Origin of the sequence: Celerinatantimonas marina (assembly GCF_046054165.1) — a bacterium.
Lineage (GTDB): Bacteria > Pseudomonadota > Gammaproteobacteria > Enterobacterales > Celerinatantimonadaceae > Celerinatantimonas.
The window spans coordinates 319,315-344,902 of record NZ_JBFNXK010000001.1 but is presented as its reverse complement, the minus strand read 5'-3'; the positions used below and the strand labels follow the sequence as shown (position 1 = coordinate 344,902).

Annotated in this window: 24 protein-coding genes; 14 read left to right on the top strand and 10 right to left on the bottom strand. The window is 43.2% G+C overall.

Annotated features, from left to right (window positions below):
* The first annotated feature begins 62 nt into the window (after positions 1 to 62).
* The 4 genes from ABUE20_RS01555 (at position 63) to ABUE20_RS01540 (ending at position 3,760) form a co-directional block, all read left to right on the top strand.
* Complete coding sequence (locus ABUE20_RS01555; protein WP_408618039.1) at positions 63 to 1,733, top strand: FAD-dependent oxidoreductase; 1,671 nt, start codon at positions 63 to 65, stop codon at positions 1,731 to 1,733.
* A 102-nt stretch (positions 1,734 to 1,835) separates the two neighbouring features.
* Positions 1,836 to 2,240: a YeeE/YedE family protein gene (locus ABUE20_RS01550; RefSeq protein ID WP_408618038.1), complete on the top strand. Its 405-nt coding sequence runs from the start codon at positions 1,836 to 1,838 to the stop codon at positions 2,238 to 2,240.
* A 9-nt stretch (positions 2,241 to 2,249) separates the two neighbouring features.
* Complete coding sequence (locus tag ABUE20_RS01545; protein ID WP_408618036.1) at positions 2,250 to 2,657, top strand: DUF6691 family protein; 408 nt, start codon at positions 2,250 to 2,252, stop codon at positions 2,655 to 2,657.
* A 191-nt stretch (positions 2,658 to 2,848) separates the two neighbouring features.
* Positions 2,849 to 3,760 (top strand): polysaccharide deacetylase family protein, encoded by a 912-nt coding sequence (locus ABUE20_RS01540; protein WP_408618034.1) that lies wholly within the window; start codon positions 2,849 to 2,851, stop codon positions 3,758 to 3,760.
* Between the two features lie 5 nt (positions 3,761 to 3,765).
* Here the strand turns inward: ABUE20_RS01540 and ABUE20_RS01535 are convergent, their stop codons facing one another.
* Complete coding sequence (locus ABUE20_RS01535; RefSeq protein ID WP_408618032.1) at positions 3,766 to 5,562, bottom strand: aminopeptidase P family protein; 1,797 nt, start codon at positions 5,560 to 5,562, stop codon at positions 3,766 to 3,768.
* Between the two features lie 242 nt (positions 5,563 to 5,804).
* On the opposite strand from ABUE20_RS01535, the gene ABUE20_RS01530 reads away from it, so the two are divergent.
* The 3 genes from ABUE20_RS01530 to ABUE20_RS01520 all read left to right on the top strand — a co-directional run bounded on the left by ABUE20_RS01530 (position 5,805) and on the right by ABUE20_RS01520 (position 8,379).
* Positions 5,805 to 6,611 carry a transporter substrate-binding domain-containing protein gene (locus tag ABUE20_RS01530; protein ID WP_408618031.1) on the top strand — a complete coding sequence of 269 codons (807 nt, stop codon included), beginning with the start codon at positions 5,805 to 5,807 and terminating at the stop codon, positions 6,609 to 6,611.
* Positions 6,612 to 6,686: 75 nt separating this feature from the next.
* Positions 6,687 to 7,634: an amino acid ABC transporter permease gene (locus ABUE20_RS01525; protein WP_408618030.1), complete on the top strand. Its 948-nt coding sequence runs from the start codon at positions 6,687 to 6,689 to the stop codon at positions 7,632 to 7,634.
* Positions 7,635 to 7,653: 19 nt separating this feature from the next.
* Entirely contained in the window at positions 7,654 to 8,379 is a 726-nt protein-coding gene (locus ABUE20_RS01520; protein ID WP_408618229.1) for an amino acid ABC transporter ATP-binding protein, read from the top strand.
* Between the two features lie 99 nt (positions 8,380 to 8,478).
* Here the strand turns inward: ABUE20_RS01520 and ABUE20_RS01515 are convergent, their stop codons facing one another.
* Positions 8,479 to 9,336, bottom strand: coding sequence for a tetratricopeptide repeat protein (locus ABUE20_RS01515; RefSeq protein ID WP_408618029.1), 858 nt, complete (start codon positions 9,334 to 9,336; stop codon positions 8,479 to 8,481).
* 155 nt (positions 9,337 to 9,491) lie between these two features.
* On the opposite strand from ABUE20_RS01515, the gene ABUE20_RS01510 reads away from it, so the two are divergent.
* Entirely contained in the window at positions 9,492 to 10,286 is a 795-nt protein-coding gene (locus ABUE20_RS01510) for a response regulator (RefSeq protein WP_408618028.1), read from the top strand.
* A gap of 55 nt (positions 10,287 to 10,341) precedes the next feature.
* Here the strand turns inward: ABUE20_RS01510 and ABUE20_RS01505 are convergent, their stop codons facing one another.
* Positions 10,342 to 10,797 carry a hypothetical protein gene (locus tag ABUE20_RS01505; RefSeq protein ID WP_408618027.1) on the bottom strand — a complete coding sequence of 152 codons (456 nt, stop codon included), beginning with the start codon at positions 10,795 to 10,797 and terminating at the stop codon, positions 10,342 to 10,344.
* A gap of 55 nt (positions 10,798 to 10,852) precedes the next feature.
* Positions 10,853 to 11,143, bottom strand: coding sequence for an HlyU family transcriptional regulator (locus ABUE20_RS01500; protein WP_408618026.1), 291 nt, complete (start codon positions 11,141 to 11,143; stop codon positions 10,853 to 10,855).
* A 194-nt stretch (positions 11,144 to 11,337) separates the two neighbouring features.
* On the opposite strand from ABUE20_RS01500, the gene rmuC reads away from it, so the two are divergent.
* On the top strand, positions 11,338 to 12,750 hold the full coding sequence (gene rmuC / locus ABUE20_RS01495) for a DNA recombination protein RmuC (protein ID WP_408618025.1): 1,413 nt from the start codon (positions 11,338 to 11,340) through the stop codon (positions 12,748 to 12,750).
* A 48-nt stretch (positions 12,751 to 12,798) separates the two neighbouring features.
* Positions 12,799 to 14,691 (top strand): GGDEF domain-containing protein, encoded by a 1,893-nt coding sequence (locus tag ABUE20_RS01490; RefSeq protein ID WP_408618024.1) that lies wholly within the window; start codon positions 12,799 to 12,801, stop codon positions 14,689 to 14,691.
* Positions 14,692 to 14,729: 38 nt separating this feature from the next.
* On the opposite strand, the gene ABUE20_RS01485 is transcribed toward ABUE20_RS01490, so the two are convergent.
* On the bottom strand, positions 14,730 to 15,440 hold the full coding sequence (locus tag ABUE20_RS01485; RefSeq protein WP_408618023.1) for a pseudouridine synthase: 711 nt from the start codon (positions 15,438 to 15,440) through the stop codon (positions 14,730 to 14,732).
* Between the two features lie 131 nt (positions 15,441 to 15,571).
* Between ABUE20_RS01485 and ABUE20_RS01480 the strand changes: the two genes are divergently transcribed.
* Positions 15,572 to 16,450: a LysR family transcriptional regulator gene (locus tag ABUE20_RS01480; RefSeq protein ID WP_408618022.1), complete on the top strand. Its 879-nt coding sequence runs from the start codon at positions 15,572 to 15,574 to the stop codon at positions 16,448 to 16,450.
* Positions 16,451 to 16,534: 84 nt separating this feature from the next.
* Here the strand turns inward: ABUE20_RS01480 and ABUE20_RS01475 are convergent, their stop codons facing one another.
* On the bottom strand, positions 16,535 to 17,512 hold the full coding sequence (locus ABUE20_RS01475; RefSeq protein WP_408618021.1) for an alpha/beta hydrolase: 978 nt from the start codon (positions 17,510 to 17,512) through the stop codon (positions 16,535 to 16,537).
* A 541-nt stretch (positions 17,513 to 18,053) separates the two neighbouring features.
* Between ABUE20_RS01475 and ABUE20_RS01470 the strand changes: the two genes are divergently transcribed.
* The 3 genes from ABUE20_RS01470 (at position 18,054) to ABUE20_RS01460 (ending at position 20,945) form a co-directional block, all read left to right on the top strand.
* Positions 18,054 to 19,112 carry an aldose epimerase family protein gene (locus ABUE20_RS01470; RefSeq protein WP_408618020.1) on the top strand — a complete coding sequence of 353 codons (1,059 nt, stop codon included), beginning with the start codon at positions 18,054 to 18,056 and terminating at the stop codon, positions 19,110 to 19,112.
* 67 nt (positions 19,113 to 19,179) lie between these two features.
* Entirely contained in the window at positions 19,180 to 19,557 is a 378-nt protein-coding gene (locus ABUE20_RS01465; RefSeq protein WP_408618019.1) for a hypothetical protein, read from the top strand.
* A 209-nt stretch (positions 19,558 to 19,766) separates the two neighbouring features.
* The gene (locus ABUE20_RS01460) at positions 19,767 to 20,945 is read left to right on the top strand and encodes a cystathionine beta-lyase (RefSeq protein ID WP_408618018.1); all 1,179 of its coding nucleotides are present in this window, start codon (positions 19,767 to 19,769) and stop codon (positions 20,943 to 20,945) included.
* Between the two features lie 133 nt (positions 20,946 to 21,078).
* Here the strand turns inward: ABUE20_RS01460 and ABUE20_RS01455 are convergent, their stop codons facing one another.
* The 4 genes from ABUE20_RS01455 to leuC all read right to left on the bottom strand — a co-directional run bounded on the left by ABUE20_RS01455 (position 21,079) and on the right by leuC (position 25,470).
* On the bottom strand, positions 21,079 to 21,291 hold the full coding sequence (locus ABUE20_RS01455; RefSeq protein WP_408618017.1) for a TOBE domain-containing protein: 213 nt from the start codon (positions 21,289 to 21,291) through the stop codon (positions 21,079 to 21,081).
* Positions 21,292 to 21,573: 282 nt separating this feature from the next.
* Positions 21,574 to 23,112 (bottom strand): hydroxymethylglutaryl-CoA lyase-like TIM-barrel protein, encoded by a 1,539-nt coding sequence (locus ABUE20_RS01450; protein ID WP_408618016.1) that lies wholly within the window; start codon positions 23,110 to 23,112, stop codon positions 21,574 to 21,576.
* Positions 23,113 to 23,419: 307 nt separating this feature from the next.
* Positions 23,420 to 24,040, bottom strand: a complete 621-nt coding sequence (leuD, locus tag ABUE20_RS01445) for a 3-isopropylmalate dehydratase small subunit (protein ID WP_408618015.1) — start codon at positions 24,038 to 24,040, stop codon at positions 23,420 to 23,422.
* A gap of 32 nt (positions 24,041 to 24,072) precedes the next feature.
* On the bottom strand, positions 24,073 to 25,470 hold the full coding sequence (gene leuC, locus ABUE20_RS01440) for a 3-isopropylmalate dehydratase large subunit (RefSeq protein WP_408618014.1): 1,398 nt from the start codon (positions 25,468 to 25,470) through the stop codon (positions 24,073 to 24,075).
* Positions 25,471 to 25,588: the final 118 nt, after the last annotated feature.

Sequence of the window (25,588 nt, the reverse complement as noted above, 5' to 3'; positions counted from 1 at the left end):
TACGGTTGCGTTTTGTGATATCTGCTTTTATCGCTGAGTATGGATAGCTAGGGGATTTTGAAATGACAAAAATTGTGATTGTTGGAGGCGTTGCTGGTGGTGCTTCGGCGGCTGCTCGGGCCCGAAGGTTGAGTGAAGATGCCGAAATTATCGTATTAGAACGGGGGGGCTTTATCTCGTTTGCTAATTGTGGTCTGCCTTATCATATCAGTGGCGACATTAAAGAACGGGAAAAATTGTTGCTACAGACTCCGGAAAGTTTTTTAGCCCGTTTTAATGTTGAAGTTCGGGTGATGAATGAAGTGATCGCCATCAATCGGGAACAAAAAAGTGTACAGGTTAAAAATCGGCTTGATGGTTCCGAATATACTGAAAGTTATGATGTGTTGCTATTAAGCCCAGGAGCTGATGCCATCACTCCCCCAATCCCCGGACTAGATAATCCATTGACGCATACTCTACGGAATATCCCGGATATGGATAAAATTATTGCCACTTTGAAAACGAATCGGGTCGCTCATGCGACGGTCGTCGGGGGTGGATTTATCGGTCTTGAGATGATGGAAGCACTTCATCAGTTAGGCATTACGACTACGCTCATTGAAATGGCTGATCAGGTGATGACGCCGGTGGATCGGGAGATGGCCGGGTTTGTTCATGCTGAAATTCGAGACAAAGGGATTGATTTACGACTGCAGGTCGCATTGACATCGGTTGAATATAAAGCAGCGGCAGAAGCGGAAGATACCGCCGGTGAGTTAATGTTGTCTTTAAGTGATGGCCATTCGTTAAGAACCGATATGCTGGTGATGGCGATTGGGGTTCGTCCAGAAATTTCTTTGGCTAAAAGTGCTGGCTTAGCAATTGGTGAATTAGGGGGCATCTGGGTTAATGATCAGATGCAAACGAGTGATCCTTGTATTTATGCTGTCGGGGATGCCGTTGAAGATCCGGATTTTGTAACCGGGAAACCTGCTCTCGTTCCATTGGCTGGGCCCGCGAATCGTCAGGGGCGGATGGCTGCGGATAATATGTTGGGTCGTGAGGAACATTATCAGGGAACTCAGGGAACAGCCATTTGTAAAGTGTTTGATTTGGCGGTTGCATCGACCGGGAAAAATGAAAAACAACTGAAAAAACTTGGGGTTGCATACGAAAAAGTTTATGTGCATACGGCCAGTCATGCCAGTTATTACCCGGGGAGTGAAGTCGTTTCGCTGAAGCTATTATTTGATCGTCATGATGGGAAAATCTATGGTGCACAAGCGGTCGGTAAAGATGGGGTTGATAAACGCATTGATGTTTTAGCCGTTGCACAACGAGCCGGGATGACCGTGGAACAGCTGCAACATATTGAATTAACGTATGCTCCTCCATTTGGGAGCGCTAAAGATGTGATCAATCAGGCCGCGTTCGTTGCATCCAATATTTTGAAAGGGGATGTCGTCGCGATTCATTTTAATGAAATTGAACATTTAAGTGAAAATCAGTTGTTACTAGATGTTCGCAATCCGAATGAACTTGAAACAGTGGGGTATATCGATGGTGCGTTGAATATTCCGGTGGATCAGCTCAGAAGCCGCATGCACGAATTGCCTAAAGATAAAGAAATTATTATTTATTGTCAGGTGGGATTGCGAGGCTATGTGGCTTATCGTCAGTTAGTGAATTCAGGTTATAAGGCGAAAAATCTGATTGGCGGATATCGCACCTATAAATTTGCGACTGCATGATTGGATGCAGCCTTATTTAGCATGAAGATTAAATGTGAGTTTCTAGTTATTTCGAGCGGGTTAAGTGTCAGTTCGCTTTAACTGGGTTCAAAGGAGATAAAAATGCCTGAAAGTTGGTTGATGGGCTTATTGGGTGGCATGGTCATCGGTGCAGCTTGTTTGCTTATGCTTAGTGTCAATGGGAAAATTGCCGGGATCAGTGGTATTGTGGGGCAATTGCTACAATCTGGTGCATCAAAAGAGTATTGGCGAGCTGCTTTCCTAGTTGGATTGATCATGTCTCCCTGGCTGGCTCAGGGATTACATTTGCACCTTCCTGATTTCACCCATATGAATATCTATATGGCGTTAGTGGCCGGGTTATTGGTCGGAATCGGCACTCGGTTGGGAAATGGATGCACCAGTGGGCATGGGATTTGTGGAGTCGGGCGCTTCTCCAAACGATCTATTGTTGCAACGATAACCTTTGTTGTGGTCGGAATGATCACCGCCACATTGGTGCACTAGGAGGCCTTTATGGTTATTGCTTGGATTTCGGGTCTGATATTTGGTTTGGGTCTCATTATTGCTCAAATGGTCGATCCGGCTAAAGTGCTTGGATTTTTAACGATTAACTCACAGTGGGATCCGACTCTGCTTTTTGTCATGATCGGTGCATTACTGGTGTTTTCGATCGGTTACTGGGGATGGGTACGGCGTTTAAAACAGCCGTTATTAGCTCGTCATTTTGAGCTGCCGACAAATCGTCAGTTGGATGGTAAATTGATTCTGGGCGCTGCGCTATTCGGGATTGGCTGGGGACTCGTTGGTATTTGTCCAGGGCCTGCGATTACCAGTATCGCCAGTGGTGCCTGGCCATTACTGGTTTTTGTATTAGCAATGTTGGCCGGAATGTATATTGCGAACCAGATTAAGCGTCGTTAAGCCATGTCGAGGAAGAGGCGACTCTTCCTCCTTGTGTTGTCTCTAATCTAATACGGCTAAAATTAGCGCTGGTTGTCAAATCCTGAGAAATGATCATTTGATACATTTAATTCAATTCTATATCAGTGTATTTTAATGCCATGAATGAAGTTAATTGATATTTGCCAACAGGTGATTGGGATTTGTTATTTATGCGGCAGCGAAGCCAAACAACTGTAGGTCTTCGGATTGATGTGGATACCTATCGGGGTGCTCGGGAAGGCGTTCCCCGGTTACTGTCATTACTTGATAAGTATCAGGTGAAGGGATCGTTCTTCTTTTCGGTTGGCCCTGATAATTCCGGAAGACAGCTCTGGAAACTGTGGCGACCTAATGTCTTGTGCAAATTTATACGAACGCAGATAGCCGGGGTCAGCCGTCATTATTCCGGAGCGTTGTGGCGTGGTCCGGTCATTGGTCATCGCGTCGCAGATATTATCCAGCAGGCGGATAGCGCAGGGCATGAGATTGGCTTGCATGCTTGGGATCATCATAAATGGGAAGCCCACAATGATGAGATGGGAGCGATGGAACTACGTTCCGAGTTGGAAAAAGGCTATCAGTTATTAAGTCAAGTGCTTGGGCGTGAAATTGATTGCAGTGCGGCCGCAGGATGGCGGTGTAGTGAACATTCACTGGCTGAGAAAGAAGCCTTCCCATTTCGTTATAATAGTGATTGCCGGGGTAAATCAATATTTGTTCCCGCTCAGGGTATGGCTCCTCAAATTCCGGTGACACTCCCAACCTATGAAGAACTCATTTATCGGCATGGCATCAAACGGCATAATTACAATAAAACTATTTTCTCCCAGATTAAACCCGAGCAATTGAATGTGTATAGCATTCATGCCGAGATTGAAGGGATGGGGCAATTTGAACTTTTCGATGAATGGCTAAGTATGGCTCAAACTCGTTCCATCCAAGTTGTGCCTTTGGGACAATTGCTAGACCAAGATTATGCATCTTGGCCCTATGATGGCATTGTCAATGCTGATTTAACAGGGGCCGATGACTGGCAGAGTCACCAGGCATCGGTTGTTCAGCATCCAGTTAAGGAAGAATGATTAAATTATAAGCTAGCTGTAGCCTGTTTGAGCCAGGCAAGTGTGGCTGGATCATCATGTAATTGTGGTGCAACCAGTTGATAGACTTTTTGGTGGTAATCATTAAGCCAGTGACGTTCGGCATCAGAGAGCCGTTCTTTTTGTATGAGCCGAGTATCAAATGGCACATGGGTTAATGTTGAAAACTGATAAAAAGGCCGATCACTATGAATGCTTTCGGCTATTTCTACGGTTAATAAATTTTCACAGCGTATTCCATAGCCACCATCCAGATAAAATCCTGGTTCATCGGAGATGATCATTCCTTCTTCTAAGGCGATACTATTGATCGCTTTAGAGATCCGTTGTGGGCCTTCATGAACACTTAAAAAGTGTCCGACGCCATGTCCGGTGCCATGATCAAAATCAAGCCCTTGTTGCCAGAGATATTGACGGGCTAGCACGTCTAGCTGAGTTCCGGTTGTTCCTTGAGGAAAACGCTGACAGGCCAGTGCGATCATTCCTTTTAAAACTAATGTAAACCGTTCTTTGATCTCCGTTGAAGGTGTACCAATAGCCACCGTACGAGTGATGTCGGTTGTACCAAAACGATATTGAGCACCACTATCGACCAAATAGACACTGTTTAGTGCAAGTTGGGCCGGTTGTTCGGCATTGATATGGTTATAGTGGCACATGGCTGCATTCGAGCCTGCGGCCGAAATTGTTGCAAAGCTTAAATCTAGGCAATCGGGATCCTGCATTCGGAATTTTTCAAGTTGATCACTGGCTTCCGCTTCATTGGGGAGCTGGTTTTGTTTCACCTGTTGATCCAACCAAGCTAAAAACTTAACTTCAGCCGCGGCATCGCGGCGGTGTGCTTCACGAGTACCGGCAATTTCGGTTGGATTTTTAGTGGCTTTCGGTAGCAAACATGGATCAGGTAATGCCACCAAGCTGATGCCCGCTTGTTGTAATTTGAGCTGACACCAGGCATTGCTTGTGGCTGGATCGGCTTGAACTCGCTGGCATTGTGTTGATAATTGCTCCAGAGCCCCTTCAAACTCCAGTTCGGGACGGATCGTTACACCTTCTCCAACATGTTCTGCAAATCCGGCTGGCACTTTATCAGGATTCACAAACCAGATCATTTGTCCGTCACTCATCAGAATCGCTTGGCTTAAAACAACGGGTAGACATGGGATGTCTGAACCACGGATGTTGAGGAGCCAAGCAATGGAATCTGATGCTGTGATCAAAGCTGCCTGAGCTTCGGCTTGCGCTATTTGGTGACCAATGCGCTGGCGTTTGGACAAACTACTTTCACCTGTGATTTGTTCTGATAACAAAATAGCAGGATCTTGAGGTGGATAAGGTCGATCTTCCCAGAAAAGATCGACGGGATTTTCAGTGGTGACGAGTTGTAATTGTAAGTGCTGAGCCAGTGCCTGTGCCTGATTAAATTGGTGCAGGCTGAAAGTGCGGCTATCTATCCCGATCCGCTGTTGCGGTTGTAGATTTTGGCAAGTCCAAAATAGATAAGGCTCATCAATAAGATGATGAAAACTATATAGATCAGCACTAACTTGCTGGCGAACCTGGACTGTATAACGACCATCGACGAAGATGGCGGCCTGATTGGCCAGAATTACGGCAACCCCGGCCGATCCGGTAAATCCCGTTATCCACTTCAACCTTTCATTAGAGGCTGGAACATATTCGCCTAGATACTCGTCAGCTCTCGGAATAATATATGCATCCAGTTGATTGGCAGTCATAAATTCGCGGATTTGTTGAAGACGCTGAGAGATCACGTGTGACATCAGAAGATTCCCTGATTTAAATAAAAAATGTGATCCAAGATTACGAAAGTTTTCCAACTTCGGCAATCAGCCTGTAAAGCTTAATTCGCATGGACTGTTGAAAAATGATATAACTCTATCGCATTATGTAAGAAGCTTTTATTGGACGGTATTTATTTCACTAAAAGTTGCATATACAACATCATATCCCGGTAATCGGAGTGTTACGGGAATAAATCATAAAAAATATAGAGATGGACAAAATGAAAAAACTAATGACTTATGCTGCTGCCGGGGTAGTCATGGCTTGTGCAGCTTTAAGCTCGCAGGCAATGGCTGCGGAATCAGCACTTGAAACAATTGTGAATTCTGGCAACTTGCGTGTTTGTTTTGAAGCGGGTTATATGCCGTTTGAAATGAAAGCCAAGGATGGTCGCTTTATTGGCTTTGATATTGATATGGGTAAACAGATGGCTCGAGCCATGGGTGTTAAATTTGTACCTGTCAATACGGCTTGGGACGGGATTATTCCTGCATTGCAGACCGGCAAATGTGACATCATTATGGCTGGGATGACGATTACGCCTAAACGAAATCTTAAAGTAAATTTTGCAACGCCTTATATCGTTATCGGACAGTCAATTATTCTGTCACCGAAGCTTAAAGGCAAAATTACCAGCTATAAAGATTTAAATGACCCTAAATATACGATTGCAACGAAATTAGGGACAACAGGCGATGAAGCCACTAAACGCTACTTGCCAAAAGCCAAATTAGATCTTTATGACACAGAAGCTGATTCGGTATTGCAGGTTGTGAATGGTAAAGCAGATGCATTTGTCTATGATATGCCATTTAATGCGATTTATGCCGCTCAGCATAAAAATCAGGTGATCCACTTAGATAAACCGTTTACTTATGAACCTCTGGGCTGGGCCATTCGCCAGGATGATCCTAACTTCTTAAACTTCCTCGATAACTATATGCGCCAGATCCGTGGTGATGGCTCGTATCAGCGAATTTATGACAAATGGTTCAAGTCTGATAGTTGGTTAAAACAGGTTCAGTAATGAACTGAAGGAGAAAGCCGGTTATGACTGCCGGCTTTCTTCGCTAATATTTGAGATTGAAAGAGAGTATTTGTCATGCAGTCAAAATCCGGTCGTTGGTTCGGACATGGGATCTATTTGATCATAATGGTGCTCATTGTCGGAGCCATCTATCTTTCCGGCAAGACCATTAATTATAACTGGCATTGGGAGCGGTTATGGCCCTATGTCGTTAATACAGAGATGCAAAATATTCGGGCTCAGGGCGATGGAACTGTGGTTGTCGCTAAAAATGGGCAGCTGGAAGTTCGATTTGATGGTCAGAGTCAACCGCAAATTGTTAAAAAATATGACCATCTGTTAGTGGGCGATGGTGATTTAGTCTTTGAAGGTGATCCGATTGCACAGCGTAACAATTGGCGATTTGGTCCGATTGCTGTTGGGCTCTGGGTTACGGTGAAAATTTCGTTTATTTCGTTGTTTTTCGCCATTCTTCTGGGTTTAATCTTTGGGCTGATGCGGGTGTCTAAAAATCAGATTGCCAAGGATTTGTCACTGACTTATGTTGAAGTCATCCGGGGTACGCCATTACTGGTTCAAATTTTCATTGTCTATTTTTTTATTGGTACCGTACTCAGTCTCGATCGATTTACCGCGGGTGTGGTTGCGTTATCGATCTTTACCGGAGCCTATGTGGTTGAGATTATTCGAGCGGGTATTCAGTCGGTTTCAACCGGTCAGATGGAAGCTGCTCGTTCTTTGGGGATGACCTATCCGCAGGCCATGCAGTATGTTGTGTTACCCCAAGCGTTTAAACGAACATTGCCTCCTTTAGCGGGACAATTTATTAACCTAATTAAAGATTCATCTCTGGTTTCTGTTATTTCAATTACTGATTTAACAAAAGCTGGACGAGAAGTGGTCAGTGGTAGCTTTGCCCCATTTGAAGTTTGGTTTACGGTCGCTGCTCTCTACCTTTTGGTCACTGGGGCACTATCTTGGGCTATTCAATTATTAGAGAAGAGGTTATCTGCCAGTGACTAATCAATACCAAGGCGATGATATGGTGGTGGCGACCGGGATTGATAAATATTATCCGAACGGTTGTCATGCACTGAAGTCTGTATCAGCCAAGATTAAGCGTGGTGAAGTTGTTGTCATTATCGGACCTTCTGGTTCGGGTAAATCAACTTTTCTCCGAACTTTAAATCAGTTAGAGGAAATTAGTAACGGTACCATTATTGTGGATGGTATCGATATGTATGATCGGTCGACCAATATTAATCGGCTTCGGCAAAATGTGGGAATGGTGTTCCAAGGGTTTAACTTATTTCCCCATAAAACAGCATTAGAAAACGTGATGTTGGCACCTCTTAAAGTGTCTAAACGACCTGCTAAAGAAGTGGATAAAATGGCCCGAGACTTGATGTCACGAGTCGGGTTATCCGATCGGATGAATAACTACCCATCGCATTTATCGGGTGGACAACAGCAACGGGTTGCGATTGCCCGCGCTTTGGCCATGCAACCGGATTTGATGTTGTTTGATGAACCGACGTCGGCTTTGGATCCTGAAATGGTAGGTGAAGTGCTGGATGTTATGAAAGCATTGGCCAAAGAAGGGATGACGATGGCGATTGTGACTCATGAAATGGGGTTTGCTAAAGAAGTAGCCGATCGAGTGTTATTCATGGAAGATGGGGCTTTGTTGGTAGACGATACTCCAGAAGCTGTGTTTGATAACCCAACGCATCCTCGGTTGAAACAATTTTTAGCTAAAATCCTGTAAGTATGGGGATTTATTAAATATCAATTGAGAGCGCGGTAAAGCCGCGCTCTTTGCTATCAAACTCTAATGGATAGCCTGAGACGTGCTCGTGCTACTGGTTTAGTACAGTAAGCTGAAATAGCGACGGCGATATTTTGAAGCCAGAGGATCGCCATTGAGTGTATTGACGATATCCAGAAATACTTTTTTGGCATTCCCCCCATCACTTTCCAAATCTTTTTGTAATAATTTCAGTAATAGCTCTAATGCTTCTTCGTTTCGGTTCGATTGTCTATACTGAACCGCTAACTGAACTTGTAGTGAAACATTGTCTGGGTCACTTTGTAGCTGAGCTTCCAGAGCCCGGATTTCAGGCGTATCCGCCGCTTGTTCTAATAATTCCAGTTGACTGACTAACGCATGGTATTCAGATTGTTGATCTTCTAACTTGGTTTTATCCAACAAGGCTTTGGCTTCAGGAGTTTTTCCTTGCTCCAGCAAGGCTGCAATGTAGGCAAAATGAACATCACTGCGATCGGGAGCCAGTTCCCATGCTTCTTTTGTCAGACGTAGTGCTCCGGCGGTATCGCCTTGTTCGGCTAACTGATGGGCCTCATCAAGTTTGAGATCTTCGGGTTTAGGCAGATACTTATTCAAGATGTCCCGAATGTTACCTTCCGGCTGCGCACCAGCAAAGCCATCAACGGGTTGGCCTTCTTTCATGATCATCACGGTGGGCAAGCTTCGAACGCCGAATTGTCCAACAAGAGGCTGAAGTTCATCGGCATTGATTCGCGCTAATGTGAAAGCGCCTTGGTATTCGTTTGCCAGTTTTTCTAGAAGAGGCATCAAAGTTTTACAGGGCTCACACCAATCAGCCCAAAAATCGATTACGACGGGATGTTCAAAAGAGCGATCGATCAAGATGGATTTTGCATTTTCCATGTTGATATCGATGATGAATTCATTTGCTGGCATAACACCTGTTTCCTATGGATAGCTTTACCATTTTTATGGGGACGAATTTATAGTTTTCAACTATACCGGTTCGATAACTTTAGCGAAATCATAGATTACTCGTTATAGTTAGACTTAAATAGTCTTAAGTATAGTCTGACGTGGTAGGTAGGTTTATGGAGCAGCTCTCGCTATCTGAATTAACCATTCTTTTAGTTGAACCGTCATTGACGCAGCGTAATGTGATTCACCGACGCTTGCATGATGCCGGAATTGATAATTTTTTATTTGCTGATAATTGTGAAGATGCGTATCAGATTGCCGCATCAAAGATACCTGATTTAGTGATTAGTAGTATGTATTTTGCAGATGGTACCGCAACGGATTTAGTGAACCAAATGCGCTCGAATACGTTGTTGCAATCAACGGCGTTTATGCTGATTTCTAGTGAAGCCAGTCATCATACCTTAGATGCGATCAAGCAAGCTGGGGTGATAGCGATACTGCCTAAGCCTTTCCAGTTCACGGATTTAATGAAAGCATTAAAAGCTACGCTGGATTATATCGATCCGGATGCCGAAGTAGATTTTGATATTGAACGATTTAAAAATCTTCGGGTACTGGTTGTGGATGATAGTATCACGGCTCAGCGCCACATTAGTCGTGTATTAAATAATATTGGAATTGAATGGATCGAAACAGCCGATAATGGCCGTCAGGCACTGGACTTTCTGGCAGAACAAAGCGTGGATTTAATTGTATCCGATTACAATATGCCGGTTATGGATGGTGCCGCCTTAGTTGAAGCATTAAGGCAGGATGAACAGTTTCATCATATTCCGATTATGATGGTTACCTCAGAGCAAGATGGGGCCAAATTGAATGGTGTTCGTCAAAGTGGTGTTTCAGCGTTGGTGGATAAACCGTTTGATATGGCCGCAATTAAGCAAATTTTGGCCGGGCTATTGTAAAGTTGTGTAGTACATGAATAGCATGGTTTTATGACCATGCTATTGGAATGTGTGGTTAAGGGTGTACTAATGAGTTTGTAGAGCCTGGTGCAGAAGAGGGAGAAACGGTAATTGTGATATCACTGCTGCTAAATCCGCTGCCGGTAATTTGAACGGTAGCCACCCGTTGACCCTTAATATAAGTTAAGACGGCATTTTGGCTTTTAACGGATGCAATTAAATTCCAGCCCAGCTGAGGCATATTTTGCCGGTAATATTCGAATGTTTTGAAAGGACTTTTTCCGTTATGTAATGCGAGTCGGCCGATCCAGTCATTTCCCTCACTGATAATAATCGATGCTTCCGGATCGAGTTTGGTATCGGCATCTGCAGGAATATCTTCAAATGCAGTGAGTGCTTTCTGGTCCTGCTTAATTGAATGATCTTTTACGCCGGTATCCCGGGTGGCGATTGATCCATTGGTACAGCCTGCTAAGACTATTATGGCGAGAGCCATCAATAACCAACGCATATTTTTCTCCTTTGCCTTTAAATGGTTGTTTGTTTCATCATTCAATGAATGGTTATCACTGGAAAATATCTTCACCCAATTGATCAATGAACACCTGACATTTTTGAATTGCCAGTTCAATTGCTTGTTGTTCGCTTGGACACACATCACTGCGAATAAAATGATGTTCTTTGGCGTCGTCTTGAATAGTTTTACGAATAAATGCAGCTACCCGATATTGTCCTTTTTCTGCAATAGGGGAAGGTGTAATTTCGAAACCTTTATAATCACAACTTTCATATTGCTTCGTTTGTGGTTGTTGCTCTGTTGTTGTGAAAAGGGATTTCAGAGATGTAAAAAGTCCCATATTTATTCCTTGATACAATACAATACCCGTTAGGGCTGTTGGCCTTTGATTGTTTTATTTTGTTTTAATCTATGTGTTTTGTATACGGTGATTAGATTTTAATTAACAGGGTATAACAAAGAACAAAATAATCCACAAAGATGAACAGAGTTAGATGATACCGACCTGATTTAAGAGTTACAACGGAGTTTGCAGTGAGCGACTTATTTCTTCAATCTATTCCCGGTTTTTGGGTTTTATTTTTAGTGTTGATCGCCCTATTGGGATGGGGGATCGCTTGGCGGAAAAACCGGCAGTTTTATGGGGCTGATCAGCAGTTGGCAACACTGCGTCGGGAGCAGGAGTTGATGCAGACGGAATTAGATAATCTGCGGGATCAGTCTTATCACTGGCAACAACAATATCAGCAGCAGATCCAACAACAAGGGCAGTGGCAAGCCCGTATGGAGTATTTGGATCAGTTACAGGTCAAAAATCAGGATTTAGAACAGCAGTTATCACAAGATCGTACTGAATTGGCCCGATCGCAAGAAAAATTAGAACAGTTACAGCAGCAGATGTTATCTCAGGAAAATACCGAACAACGTTTTAAAGAAGCATTTGAAAATCTGGCACATCAGATTTTTGAGCAAAAGAGTGCGGTGTTCCGGGATCAGAATCAGCAAAGTCTCGGTGCTATATTGGGTCCATTACGACAACAACTCGATAATTTCAGGCAGCAAGTACAGCAAAGTTATGATACGGAATCCCGTGAGCGGCAATCGTTGAAAACACAGGTTGAACAATTACAACAGCTGAACCAGCAAATGAGTGAAGAAGCACTGAATCTGACCCGAGCGCTTAAAGGTGATAATAAACAGCAGGGTAATTGGGGAGAGGTGATCTTATCCCGTATTCTTGAGGAATCCGGTCTGCGGGAAGGGCATGAGTATTCGGTACAGGTGGTTGGGAAAAATCAGCAGGGGCAGACGATTAAACCAGATGTTATTGTTGAACTTCCACATCAACGGTCCGTTATTATTGACTCTAAAGTCACGTTAACGGCTTATGAACGGTATAATCGTAGTGATGATCCAGCGCAGAAAGAGCAAGCCTTACAGGCACATGTCCGGTCTTTAAAAGGGCATATCAGTGGTTTGGGGAAAAAGAATTACCAGACTTTATATGGTGTTCAAGGGTTGGATTACGTGCTGCTGTTTGTGCCCATTGAGCCGGCGTTTCAACTCGCCGTGCAGGCTGATCCTGGATTAATCTCGTTGGCTAGTCAGATGAACATTTTATTGGTTAGTCCAAGTAGTTTATTAGTGGCTCTGCGCACGATTGAGAATTTATGGCGAAGCGAATATCAGCAACGAAATGCAGCGGAAATTGCCTTAAGGGCTGGTCGTTTATATGACAAGTTCTGTGGTTTTATCGAAGATATGATGGCATTAGGGCAGAATCTGGATAAAGCTCAGAGTTGTTATGATGGCGCGTTACAAAAACTTTCCAGAGGACGGGGAAATTTAGTTCGTCAAGCTGAACAACTTCGGCAGATGCAGATCCCAACATCGAAGCAAATGACCGATGAATTAATTGATGATATACATAATGAGTCTGCAGAATAGCCGAATACTTCTATAATCATTGCTATAGATTTATGAAGGATATGGTGGATGAAAATCGTAAATGGATGGTTACAACAGAGTTCTCCTATCCGGTATATGCACTGGTTGGGGCGCTCTTTTTTGCGGTTTATTGCGGCGTGGGCGCTGGTTTGTCTGGTTTTGTTATTTGTTGTTTTAAGCCTCTGTTTTTCGAATACTCAAGAACAATTGGCTCGGGATTTCGATCGTTCATTTGCACTTTATCCAATGGAAGTTCGGGAAGTTAAGGAGCTCGTCAATCAGCGTCTATATATCCTAAGTCAGTCTCAGGTTATTCAAGATTACGTACAACATCCAAATGATTCACATTTTTCCAATATTGGTCAGGCGCTTATAACACTTGCCGGAAAATTTCAATTGTCAGGGGATTTCTATTATGCCGATGCGAAAATCCAGCGAACAATTGGTATTGTAGAAAAAAATGAAAAGTATCAGCTTAAAGACTCATTACCAGATGGGTTGTCGACGCAAAGATTTTCTCAAGGTGTGGATCGTTCAGTGGATCGATTCCATTTTCAGAGTCGACAAAATAATGTGCCAGCTGACTATCTTTTTATTTCTGTTCCGGTTATGGATCGATCAGATCAACTATCTGGATGGGTGATTAATGTTTTTTCAATGCCACAGTTAGCTCGAATTTTTAGATTAACCGAATCACATGAATTAGTTCAGCGTGCTGCTGTGTTAACCCCGTATGGGATGTATGCTGGCCCAAGGGGGCAATTGACTCGAACTATTGTTCAGCAACATTTCCCACTATCGGATCTTAAGCAAGCATTATCCGATGTGATGAAGCTGACTCACTATCAGTCTTATTCTATGCGAATTGGATTTGCAGGGACCCTGTTTATCAATCGAGCATTAGTGGAACAGCATTACGATGTCGCTTTTTTGTATATGCCTTATTCGTTGATTTTGAAGCATATGGAAGGCTGGCTTATTGGTTCCGTTTTAATTGATTGCTTTGCTTTTATTTTAGGGACTATTTATATCCGCCAATATTTAGCGACCAAAGCTAGACAGCACGAGTTACTGATCTCTGTATCGGTTCAGAAAGCGTTATTCGAAAGTAATATTGTGATGATTGTTATCGATTATAAAGGGATCATCCGTCAGGCTAATCAGTATTCGTTGAACTATTTTAATCTTCATCAGGATGAACTCATAGGGACTCATATTGAGCAAATTTTGGCGTTTGCTCCAAGTATCAAATATATTGTAAAGAGAACTCAGCTTGAAAATGGATGGTTTGGTGAGGTCGAAGTGAGTCATGGCCAGCAAACTGTCTATTTAAAATTTAGTTCTACCCCCGTTTATGATAAAAACCAGCTTATATTTTGTGTATTGTCAGGTGTTGATATGCAGAAACAGAATGATGTCGAGTTTAAGCTAACACAGCGGGCCAATACAGATCCTCTGACTGGACTCTATAACCGCCGGTATCTGGAAGAACAAATTATACGAGAACTAAAACAATGTGAGCGTTCTCATCAGGCACTTAGTTTAGTCTTATTTGATATTGATTCGTTTAAAAAAATTAATGATCAACACGGTCATTATGTGGGGGATCAGATTTTAGTTGGGTTATCTAAACTGACGTTAGAACAGATCCGAGGCAATGATATTGTGGCTCGCTGGGGGGGAGAGGAATTTGTACTACTATTGCCAGCGACGAATCTTGAAGAGGCCGAACAGATAGCGTTAAATTTACAGCAGAAAATTGCTGATCTGATATGGGATAATGGCGTGAAATATACCTGTAGTTTTGGTGTCAGTTGTTGGCAGCCTTCTATTTCGGCCAGTGAACTATTTCAGCAGGCCGATGATATGTTATATGCTGCGAAATCGGCAGGGCGCAATCAAGTTTTTTGCTGGAAAACTTCGCGACAGCAGTCGGTTTAGCGGGTTACAAGAGGGGCTGCTTTCGTTTGAGCCTGCTGTTATGCATTGCGGATCGCAAGCATTTCATCTGCGGTTAACTGGCGATACTGGCCCGGTTTTAAAGTCTCATCTAGCGTGAGAGGGCCAATTTGCCAACGGTGAAGTTGAGAGACATGGTTGCCTACGGCTGCTAACATCCGTTTGACTTGATGATAACGTCCTTCCTGAATGCTTAAGTCAATCAATTGTGGCGCGAGAACAGTTACCTGAGCTGGTCTTGTTGCTTTTTCTTCCCCGTTTAAAAATATTCCTTGCTTTAGCTCTTCAATACTTGAAGGCGTGATGGGTTCTGCCAGCGTGACTCGGTAGGTTTTCCATTTATGCTGATTTGGCGATGTAATTTGATGGGACCATTGTCCGTCATCCGTAACTAATAATAGTCCGGTGGTATCTGCATCCAGACGGCCTGCCACATGTAATGGGGGCATGGATGGATCTTTGAGTAAAGAAAAAACACTGGGATGAGTGTGTTCATCATGGGTACAAACATAACCAACCGGTTTGTTGAGCATGAGGTAGACTGCTTGAGCGCGCGCGAGTGTCTGCTGATCTAATTGAACAACGTCTTCCTCAAAAATGTGTACTTTACCTTGTTTCTCGGTTTTTCCATTGACCTGAATACGTCCTGAGTAAAGTAGTTGTTTCACCTGACTGCGGGGAATGTTACAAGAATGGGCAATCATCTTGTCCAGTCGGATTGGGGTGGCCATAAAATTCCAGAGTTTAAAGAGATAATTTTATAAGATTTTACCTCTCTGGGTAAAGCTTGACTGCGATATGGTACCGATATCTTTTTCAGGTACACTTTATCCTGAGCAACGTTTTAACTAAGTAAGCGAGCATGGATCTAAAAGTATTACGTTATTTTTTAGCGGTAGTGCAAAAAGAAAGCATTACTGCGGCCGCTGAGTATTTGTATCTCACTCAACCAACGCTGTCTCGACAACTGAGTGCATTAGAAGATGAGTTAGGGGTGACTCTCTTTATGCGAGGAAATCGCAAAATTACGTTGACTGAAGAGGGGCGCCGGTTGCGTAAACGAGCTGAGGAAATTCTTGATTTGGTTACTAAGACTGAATCGGAGTTTCTTGCACCGGCAGAGCAATTGCGAGGCGATATTCATATTGGGAGTGGTGAAACGCGAGCGATGTCGGACATTGTGCAAATTATCCAACAGGTGCGTGTCGATTACCCGGATATCCACGTTCATATCCATAGCGGTGATGCCAATGATATCTTAGATAGCTTGACTAAAGGATTAGTGGATTTTGCGGTATTGATTGGTCCCGAGGACCTCAGTGAATATGAATTTTTGCGGCTGAAAAAGAAAAACCAATGGGGCTTATTAATGCGTAAAGACAGCCCTTATGCAGCCAAGACGGTGATTACACAGCAAGATATGCTCTTGATGCCATTGATTTTCCCGAGGCAACACAATACGGAAAACAAAATTAGTCAATGGATGGGGCCTCACTATCGTCAGCTTAATATTATTTCGACCTATAATTTGATTTTTAATGCGGCTTTAATGGTGGAGCACGATTTGGGGTATGCTTTGTGCTTAGACGGTTTAGTCAGTACTGTTGACGAGAGTATTTTTTGCTATAAGCCTTTGCAGCCAAGGCTCGATATTGACGTGTATGTGGTTTGGAAAAAACACAATCCTCTCTCGAAAGTATCGGAACTGTTTGCGAATCAACTTAAACTACAGCTGTTATAACAGCTGAATAAGTTTTTAAAGTGCCGCGATCAAACAACCAGCGTCAATGCTGGCTGTTTGATGAGATAAGACTGAGCGAATCAACTATAAGTATTGGTTAAAATAACTCACCAATTTTGTGATTGCTTGAGAGACGTACTCTGTCTTGTCGTATAAATCAATGTGCGTTGCGCCCGGGATGGTGAACCGTTCTTTAGGCTGTTGCGCTTTTTCATAGGCCATGTCAGTAAAGTATTTGGTATCGGCTTCACTACCGACAATGAACAGGAGTGGCCGTGGTGATACGGTATCGATGTGTGCAAATGCATCAAATGCTGCCAGACGGTCAAAACTCGTCAATAGTACTTTATTTGGGGAAGTCGGGTAGGCACAACGTGGTGTGCGGTAGTATTCGAAAGCTTCATGCATGATGACCGAGTCACCATAATGGGTATCCATTCCAAACTCGTCTTCGGTATTGGGGACATAGCCGATAATCAACGGTTCTTCGCCACGTGCTTCACGAGTACGTTGTTCTGCCACTAGAGACAACAATTTTTTCATTGTTTCTGGATTATTTTGACCTGGGTTGCCGTTTCTAGCGCTGTATCCGGTATTCCATGAGCTGATACCTGCAGCCGCTTTGATGCGGTATTCCGTTTGAATCGCGCTCAGTGTGTAACCTGCTCCCGCACAAATACCCATTGCACCAATTCGGTCTTCATCCACAAATGGCAGCGTGACGAGATAATCTACCGCACTACGGATATCTTCAACGCGTGCTGTTGGATCTTCTAAGTAACGAGGTGTTCCTTCACTCTCTCCTTGATGCGTTGCATCAAATGCTAAAGCTACAAAACCGGCTTGAGCTAAATTATAAGCATACAGTGAGGAGGCTTGCTCTTTTACACCCCCACCCGGGTGAGTCACCACAATTGCAGGGTATTGTTTGGATTCATCAAAGCCGTTTGGAGTAAACAGTAATCCTGCGACTTTAAGGCCTTGTTTAGTAAAAGTGACCCGCTTACCTTCAGTGTAATGGGTATCATAAAGGAAATTCACGTTATGCGTTGGAGTGGTCATAGAGTCTACCTTGGATCCAATAAATGAGATGGTTTTCATCGACTAAGTATTGAGAGTATATGAGGGGCTACTCGGCCATGTAAAATACTTATATTGGATGACCAGCCATACCTAAAATGCATGTATCTGTGATCAGGTTTAAATCATCAAAGAATGAATACTTCTTCGTTCGTCGTGTCTTATTTGGGTTATGAGAGAATGCTTTTGTATGTACCTAATAAACTTATTTTAATAACTTAATAATCAATAAATGAATGAACCTGATCCTCTTTTGAGATGGAATCTTTGGAGACTTTTTGACATCCGGTTGAGGTTAATCAAGGTCAGCGTTAAGCTATTCTAATTTAATATCATTCATAGTAACGTAAGCAGTTGGATTAGGAATGATAACGTTTACAGTAGTTTTGAATGATCAGAATAAAATTTGAGAACTAGATCTACGTTTAGTCTATATGTTCTGGTTTAATAGCGTTATTTTGAGTTATTTGGTTTCCTGATCATTGTTAACGATAACCAAATTTAGACTTTACAGGAGAGTAGCATGTCTCAACGTGCCGATGTGTCGGTAACATGGGAAGAATGGCAGATGACCCCTAAAGGTGAGGTCATTCGTTTATTCCATTTAATAAATGCAAGAGGGAGTCAACTGACTGTATCTGATTGGGGGGCAACATTAACCTCATTCAAGTTGGCAATGCCCGATGGCCGGCTTCGGCAGTTAGTTTTAGGATGTGATACTTTATCTGATTATCAAAATCAGAGTGCTTTTTTAGGCGCGACAGTTGGTCGATATGCGAACCGTATTCGTAATGCTCAGTTTTCAATAGACGGGCAGGTGTATCAGCTTGAAGCAAATGAAGGGACCACATGCTTACATGGCGGCCCTCATGGCTTCAATAATCAATTATGGAAAGCGAAAATTTTAGAAAATACTCCGGATCCTACCGTTGAGTTTTCAATCTTTTCCGCCGATGGTGATCAGGGTTTCCCTGGAAATGCAAATGTATCAGTTGAATTCTCACTGACCGCTGATGATCAAATTCGTATTCATTATAAAGCAACCGTTGATAAGCCTTGCCCATTCAATTTAACTAACCATAGCTATTTTAATCTAGATGGTGTGGCAGGAGATGTCGGTTCTCATGTGGTACAGATCAATGCCGATCACTATTTACCGGTTGATCAGGCTAATTTGCCCGCTGATGCTCCCCAACCGGTTGCTGGCACTCCATTTGACTTCAGAGTTGCTAAACCTCTGAATCAGGACTGGCGTAAGGTTGCGACCGATCAACGCTATCGTGGTTTTGATCATAGTTTCATTCTGAATCAAGATCCAGACGCACCTGCGATTCAAGTTGTTTCAGGCGATGAAAAAATATCTATGAGTGTTTATACCTCATCACCAGCCGTTCAGCTATATACCGGACAATATCTTGAAGGAACTCGGGGTCATAACGAATTGGTCTATCAGAATAGGGATGGCTTTTGCCTCGAAACCCAGTTCTTACCGGATCAGCCTAATAGTGACATTGCTGAAGCATGTATTGTTCGCCCGGGTGAAGTATTTGATCATTCTACGTGTTTTGCTTTTCACTATTGAGTCATTAAGTTTAATCACCTATTTTATGGGGTAGGTGATTAAACTACCTGCATTAATTGGAGTCATAATGAAGCAGTGGTATGCCGGGGTCCTTGTTTTAATCCTTTGTGTTTGTGCACTGTTACAACTTGCTTCACCTGCACCCTTTGGGTGGTTCTTTTATACGCTTGTGTGTGCGTTTGCCTGCCTGTTATCCGCTTGGAATGTGTGGCATCGTAAATTTGTTTTTATTTGTCTCATCGTGACGGCTGCCGGTCTTGGGTGGCAATGGATGGGGACATTATGGTTATTAACGAAAATACAATTATGGGATTCAGTTACTTTTTTTAGTAGCCATACGCCTTTTTTACAAATGCGACATGCACTGATTTTATGGATTATATTTTTATCGTTAGGGGGAATTATCCTCTGGAATGGTATTTCCTTCAAAAGCAAAGATGATTGATGTGGTATTGAATCAATTCATTTTTATGATGGATTGGCTCTTATTTAACCTGAGTGATGAAGAATATAATCAAAGCGTCATTTCAGTGTTATCACAGAATTAAATGATATAACTAAGTATTTTTTCTCATAAAATAGAAGTTGATTCGGTTTGACATTACTTTCTGCACTTCATAGAGTGATATCAATAATTGATTAGTAGTTATTTTTATGAAAAAAGATACCAAAATTATTGCCTCGGGACGTAAACCAGAATGGACCCGTGGCGCAGTAAACCCTGCGGTCGTTAGAGCATCTACGGTTGTATTTGACTCCGTGAGCGATATGAAAAAAGCGACGGCGCAGCGCCATAATAAGACTCTATTTTATGGTCGACGAGGCACTACGACTGCATTTGCCTTTCAGGATGCGATGAATGAACTTGAAGGCGGTGTTGGATGTGCCCTATATCCTTCAGGTACTGCGGCTATCAGTGGCGCATTGCTATCGTTTCTACAGGCGGGTGATCACTTGCTCATGGTCGATAGTGTGTATGAACCTACCCGTGATCTCTGTGATGGTTTGTTATCCCGATACGGCATTGAAACTACATATTATGATCCAATGATCGGTGAAGGGATTAAAGCACTAATCCAACCGAATACTAAAATTATTTACCTTGAGTCTCCTGGTTCTATCACGATGGAAGTGCAGGATGTTCCTGGTATTTGTCGTGTTGCTAAAGCTCATGGCGTGATGACGATGTTGGATAATACTTGGGCATCGCCTGTAAACTTACAGCCTTTTGCGTTGGGGATTGATGTATCCATTCAGGCTGCGACCAAGTATGTGGTTGGGCATTCGGATGTGATGTTAGGAACTGCAACCACGACTGCTGAATATTGGGATCAGTTGCGTGAGAATAGCTACCTGCTTGGGCAGTGTACATCTCCGGATGATTTATATTTAGCTTTGCGGGGGCTTCGAACTTTAGGTGTTCGGATGCGCCAGCACCAAAGTAACGCGATGCAAGTTGCACAGTGGCTTGAATCCCGTTCCGATGTTGATCATATTCGTCATCCGGCATTTGCATCATGTCCGGGACATGAGTTTTTTGAGCGAGATTATCTGGGAGCTAATGGGCTATTCTCGTTTGTGTTAAAGCAAGGAAATGCCGAGGGCATTAAGGCCATGCTGGATGGGATGCAACATTTTAAAATTGGTTTTTCTTGGGGGGGCTTTGAAAGCCTAATTTTAGGGCACACTCCCGAACATGTGGCGCATTTGCGCTCGGCTACTTCATGGCAGGCTCATGGTCCTTTGATTCGTTTGCATATCGGTCTGGAAGATCCTGAGGATTTGATTGCTGATTTAGACGCTGGGCTAGCTCGTCTGGCACAATGTAATTGATATTATGTTCAGTCTCGTGTTGATATGATGCGGGACGGTTGCTCTTCCCTATAAAAAAGCCGAGTCAATCTCGGCTTTTATGGGTTGGATCTAAATCACGATTGATGAATATGATGAAGCGTGATTTTATGGATTAGTCGTCAACCCCTATTAATACTTCAGTTGCTTTAACAATAGCATAAGCAGATTCACCGACTTTAAGATCCAGATTTTCTACAGCACCATTGGTGATGATTGACGCGATAACGACACCATCAGTTAATTCGATTAATACTTCGCTGTTAACGGCACCTTTAGTAATTGATTTAATAGTCCCTTTAAGCTGATTTCTGGCACTTAGTTTCATGTTGTGTTCCTTGTCATTGATGAAATTATAATCATTTATAGATGATTTCCTGTTCAACAACTCCGTGAGTTGTCAATACAGTTAATCCTTGTTATTTATGCAGTTATTAAGTAATAAAATCAATAGTAGTGAAGCGATAAATTCAATAATTTTTTGTTAACGTAAATCACGACTTGAAATGGAGTTACCGTAGATCAGCTTACAAAAGTATTATTTTGGGGGCGTGAAAGGAAGGCTCTACACAAGATAGAGCCATGTTATGAATATGTACTACAAGATGATCTAATGATTCATATGCTGATGACATAGAATGTTCAGCATTTTTAATGTGGCATTAATCCCGGCATACACTTGGTTCGCATGAACGCCTCGGGTTTTGAACGTTTGTCGCTGCTCATTAGACCAGTGAATCACACACTCGGTTAAAGCATTGGTTTTCCCGCCGGGGGGAATATGAATTTCAAAATCGACCAAAGCAGGAAGGGCAATTCCGATTTGCTTTAATGGCGTTTTAAGCGCTTCAATAAAGGCATCAAATCCGCCATTTCCCGAGCCGGCACTTTTAAGAATTTGATTTTGATAGCCCAGTTTAATACTGGCAACTGAGTCGATGTCTAGACCACTGGTAATGGAACAATTGAGTAATTCGAGATAATTGAATTGTTGGCTTTCTAGTGTATCGGCAATAATGAAAGGCAAGTCTTCGGGGGTAATGACTTCTTTCATATCACCAAGTTGAACAATTCGATTCAATACTCGACTTAAATCATCTGGACTCAGATCGATATTTAAGGCTTCCAGATTTTTGAGTACGGACGCTTTACCGGATAATTTTCCTAATGCATAGCGTCGTTCCCGATGAAATCGTTCTGGAGTCAGTTCGGTAACGTATAGATTGCCTTTTTGATCACCGTCGGCATGGATCCCAGCTGTTTGAGTAAATACATCGGCACCGACAATCGGAGTATTGGCCGCGATTCGCTTCCCTGAGAAATTTTCGACCAGTTTGGCCGTTGCGTTTAACTCAGCTTCATTAATCTGGAGCGGAATGTGCAGTTTATCTTTAAGCACAACCGCCACTTCTGCTAGCGAAGCATTGCCGGCACGTTCCCCTAAACAGTTAATTGTACAATGAATACTACGGGCACCTGCTTTGACGGCCGCTAGGGCATTCGCTGTGGCCAGGCCATAGTCATTATGGGGATGAAAGTCAAAGTTGAGTTTTGGAAAACGCTGACACATAGCCCGAATGTCCCGAGAGACTTCTTCAGGAGTCATGATCCCTAACGTATCCGGGAGCATGAAATGTTGGATCGGATAACTTTGGAGTGCATCGATTAGCGCAAAAACATAGTCTTGATTATCTCGAAAGCCATTTGACCAGTCTTCAAGATAAATATTACACATGAGCCCTTGTGCAATAGCATAGTCTAATGTTGCTGAAATATCCTGTAGGTGTTGCTGTAAGGTTTTACCTAACTGCATATGGCAATGTTTTTCACTGCCTTTACAAAGTAGATTAATGACTCGGGCACCTGATTCTCGAATCCAGTCAACGCTTAGCTTCCCATCAACAAAGCCCAGAATTTCAATACGATCTAATAAATTTTGAGAGCTAGCCCAATCGGAAAGTTGCCGAACTGCTTGTTTCTCGCCATCGGAAACTCGTGCTGAAGCGATTTCTAACCGATCCACATTGAGCTTTTGCAATAGGATTTTGCCTAAGCTGACTTTCTCTTCAGGGTAGTAAGAGACTCCTTGGGTTTGTTCTCCGTCTCTTAAAGTTGTGTCTAGTAATTTAATGGTTGTAGGGGACGGCATAGATGACTATTCCTTGATAAAAAACCGGGCTATTAGGGCTTGTTGATCTTTCATAGTTGAATTTTGTTCAAATTAAACCTATTTCGAGCTAGGCGCGCTTGTGTCGTTCATGAATTAAGCGAATAGAGCACGCCAGTGTTCTGAATGGGTTTTATGAACCTTCGGGCAGCATGAGCCTAATTGGTGCCGCGATAGTAAGCATCGTTTGCGGAGAATAATCCACGGCACAATGCCCGGCTTGCCCAAATTAGACTCAGATGGCTGCAAAAATAATCACGAAAGGATCAACAGGCCCCCGGTTCGTGATTTATTCTGCTGAAGGCCATAACCAGGGGAGCTGCTGCTTTTGTTTCTGTTCAAAAGCAGTAATTTTGGGCTCATGTTGTAAGGTCCAGCCAATGTCATCGAGTCCTTCCAGTAAACTATGTTTACGGAATGGATCAACATCGAATTGAATCGTTGCTCCAGAAGGTGTTGCTATGGTTTGCTGCTCTAAATTAACGGTTAACTGGCTGCCAGGGTGAGCTTCGAGTTCGTCAAACAACATCGCCAATTCTGATTCACTGACTTTAATCGGCAAAATGCCGTTTTTGAAACAGTTATTGAAGAAGATGTCCGCGAAGCTAGTCGAAATTACAGTATTGAAACCGTAGTCAGCAATTGCCCAAGGTGCGTGTTCTCGAGAACTTCCGCAACCAAAATTATCCCCGGCGACTAAAATCTTAGCACCTTGAACTTCAGGCTGATTTAACTCAAATTCAGGGTTGTTACTGCCATCATCTAAATAGCGCCAGTCGTTAAACAGGTGAACACCAAACCCGGTCCGTTCTACCTTTTTCAGAAACTGCTTGGGAATGATCTGATCGGTATCGACGTTAGAGCGATTCATTGCCGCTGCAATTGAAGTATGAGTTTTATAAGCTTGCATGGTTTATTCCTTAATAAATCGGGTGGCAATGATTATTTCCAATGGCGTAAGTCGACGAATTTCCCTGCGATTGCAGCAGCAGCTGCCATTGCTGGTGAAACTAAGTGAGTTCGCCCACCTTTACCCTGACGACCTTCAAAGTTTCGGTTTGAAGTCGAAGCACTGCGTTGACCCGGTTCCAGAAAATCACCATTCATAGCAAGACACATTGAACAACCCGGTTCACGCCATTCCCAACCGGCTTCAATAAATATTTTATCCAGTCCTTCTTTTTCAGCCTGTTCTTTAACCGGATAGGATCCAGGAACGGCAATGGCCTGAACTCCCGCCGCTACTTTTTTCCCTTTTACGACTGCGGCAGCAGCCCGGAAATCTTCAATACGACCATTGGTACAAGAACCGATAAATACGACATCAACAGGAACATCGGTGAGTTTAGTACCCGGTTTTAATCCCATATAGCGTAGCGCGCTTTCTGCTGCGCTCGCCTTAACTAAATCGGCCATGGTTTGGGGATCTGGGAGCGGCTGGTCCACACTGGCAACTTGTTCAGGAGAGGTACCCCATGTGACTTGTGGCGCAATATCTGCCGCATCTAATTCAACAACTTTATCGAATTCGGCATCGTCATCGGTACGAAGCGATTTCCAGTAAGCAACCGCTTGTTCCCAATAATCACCTTTAGGAGCAAATTCACGACCCTTCAAAAATTCAAATGTTTTTTCATCCGGCGCAATTAACCCAGCTCGAGCTCCCCCTTCGATGGCCATATTACATAATGTCATCCGGCCTTCCATTGAGAGTGACTCGATTGCATCACCTGCAAACTCAATGACATAACCTGTTCCGCCTGCTGTACCAATTTTACCGATGATGGCAAGTGCAATATCTTTCGCGGTGGCATACTGGGTAAGTTTGCCATTGACTTTAACCAGCATTGTTTTGGATTTTTTCTGCTGGATTGTCTGTGTGGCCATGATATGTTCAACTTCAGACGTACCGATACCAAAAGCAAGTGCGCCAAAAGCACCATGTGTTGCGGTATGACTATCACCACAACAAACCACCATGCCTGGGTGAACAAAACCATGCTCGGGAACCACGATATGAATAATACCGTTGTATTGGTTTGTCATATCATAAAGATTCAAATCGTTTTCAGCACAGTTCTGGGCCAGAGTTTCGACTTGTTTTCGGCCGATTGGATCTTCAATAGTTTCACGGTTTTTGGTCGGAATGCAGTGATCCATTGTGGCCAAAATGCTATGTGGATTACGAATTTTTCGTCCGGCGACTCTCAGTCCTTCAAATGCCTGTGGGCTGGTGACTTCATGCATCAGGTGACGATCCACAAACAGTAATGGTGTGCCGTTCTCCGGCTCGTATACCACATGTGAATCCCAGATTTTTTCATACATTGTTTTTTTCATCGGACTTTCCACTTTGCTCCTGATCGATTGTGGTTGAACATATCGATCTTATGATTCTTAAATGCGATGTTATGATCACTGCATATCTACGGCAGAGAGTGCATCATCGTAATCCAAC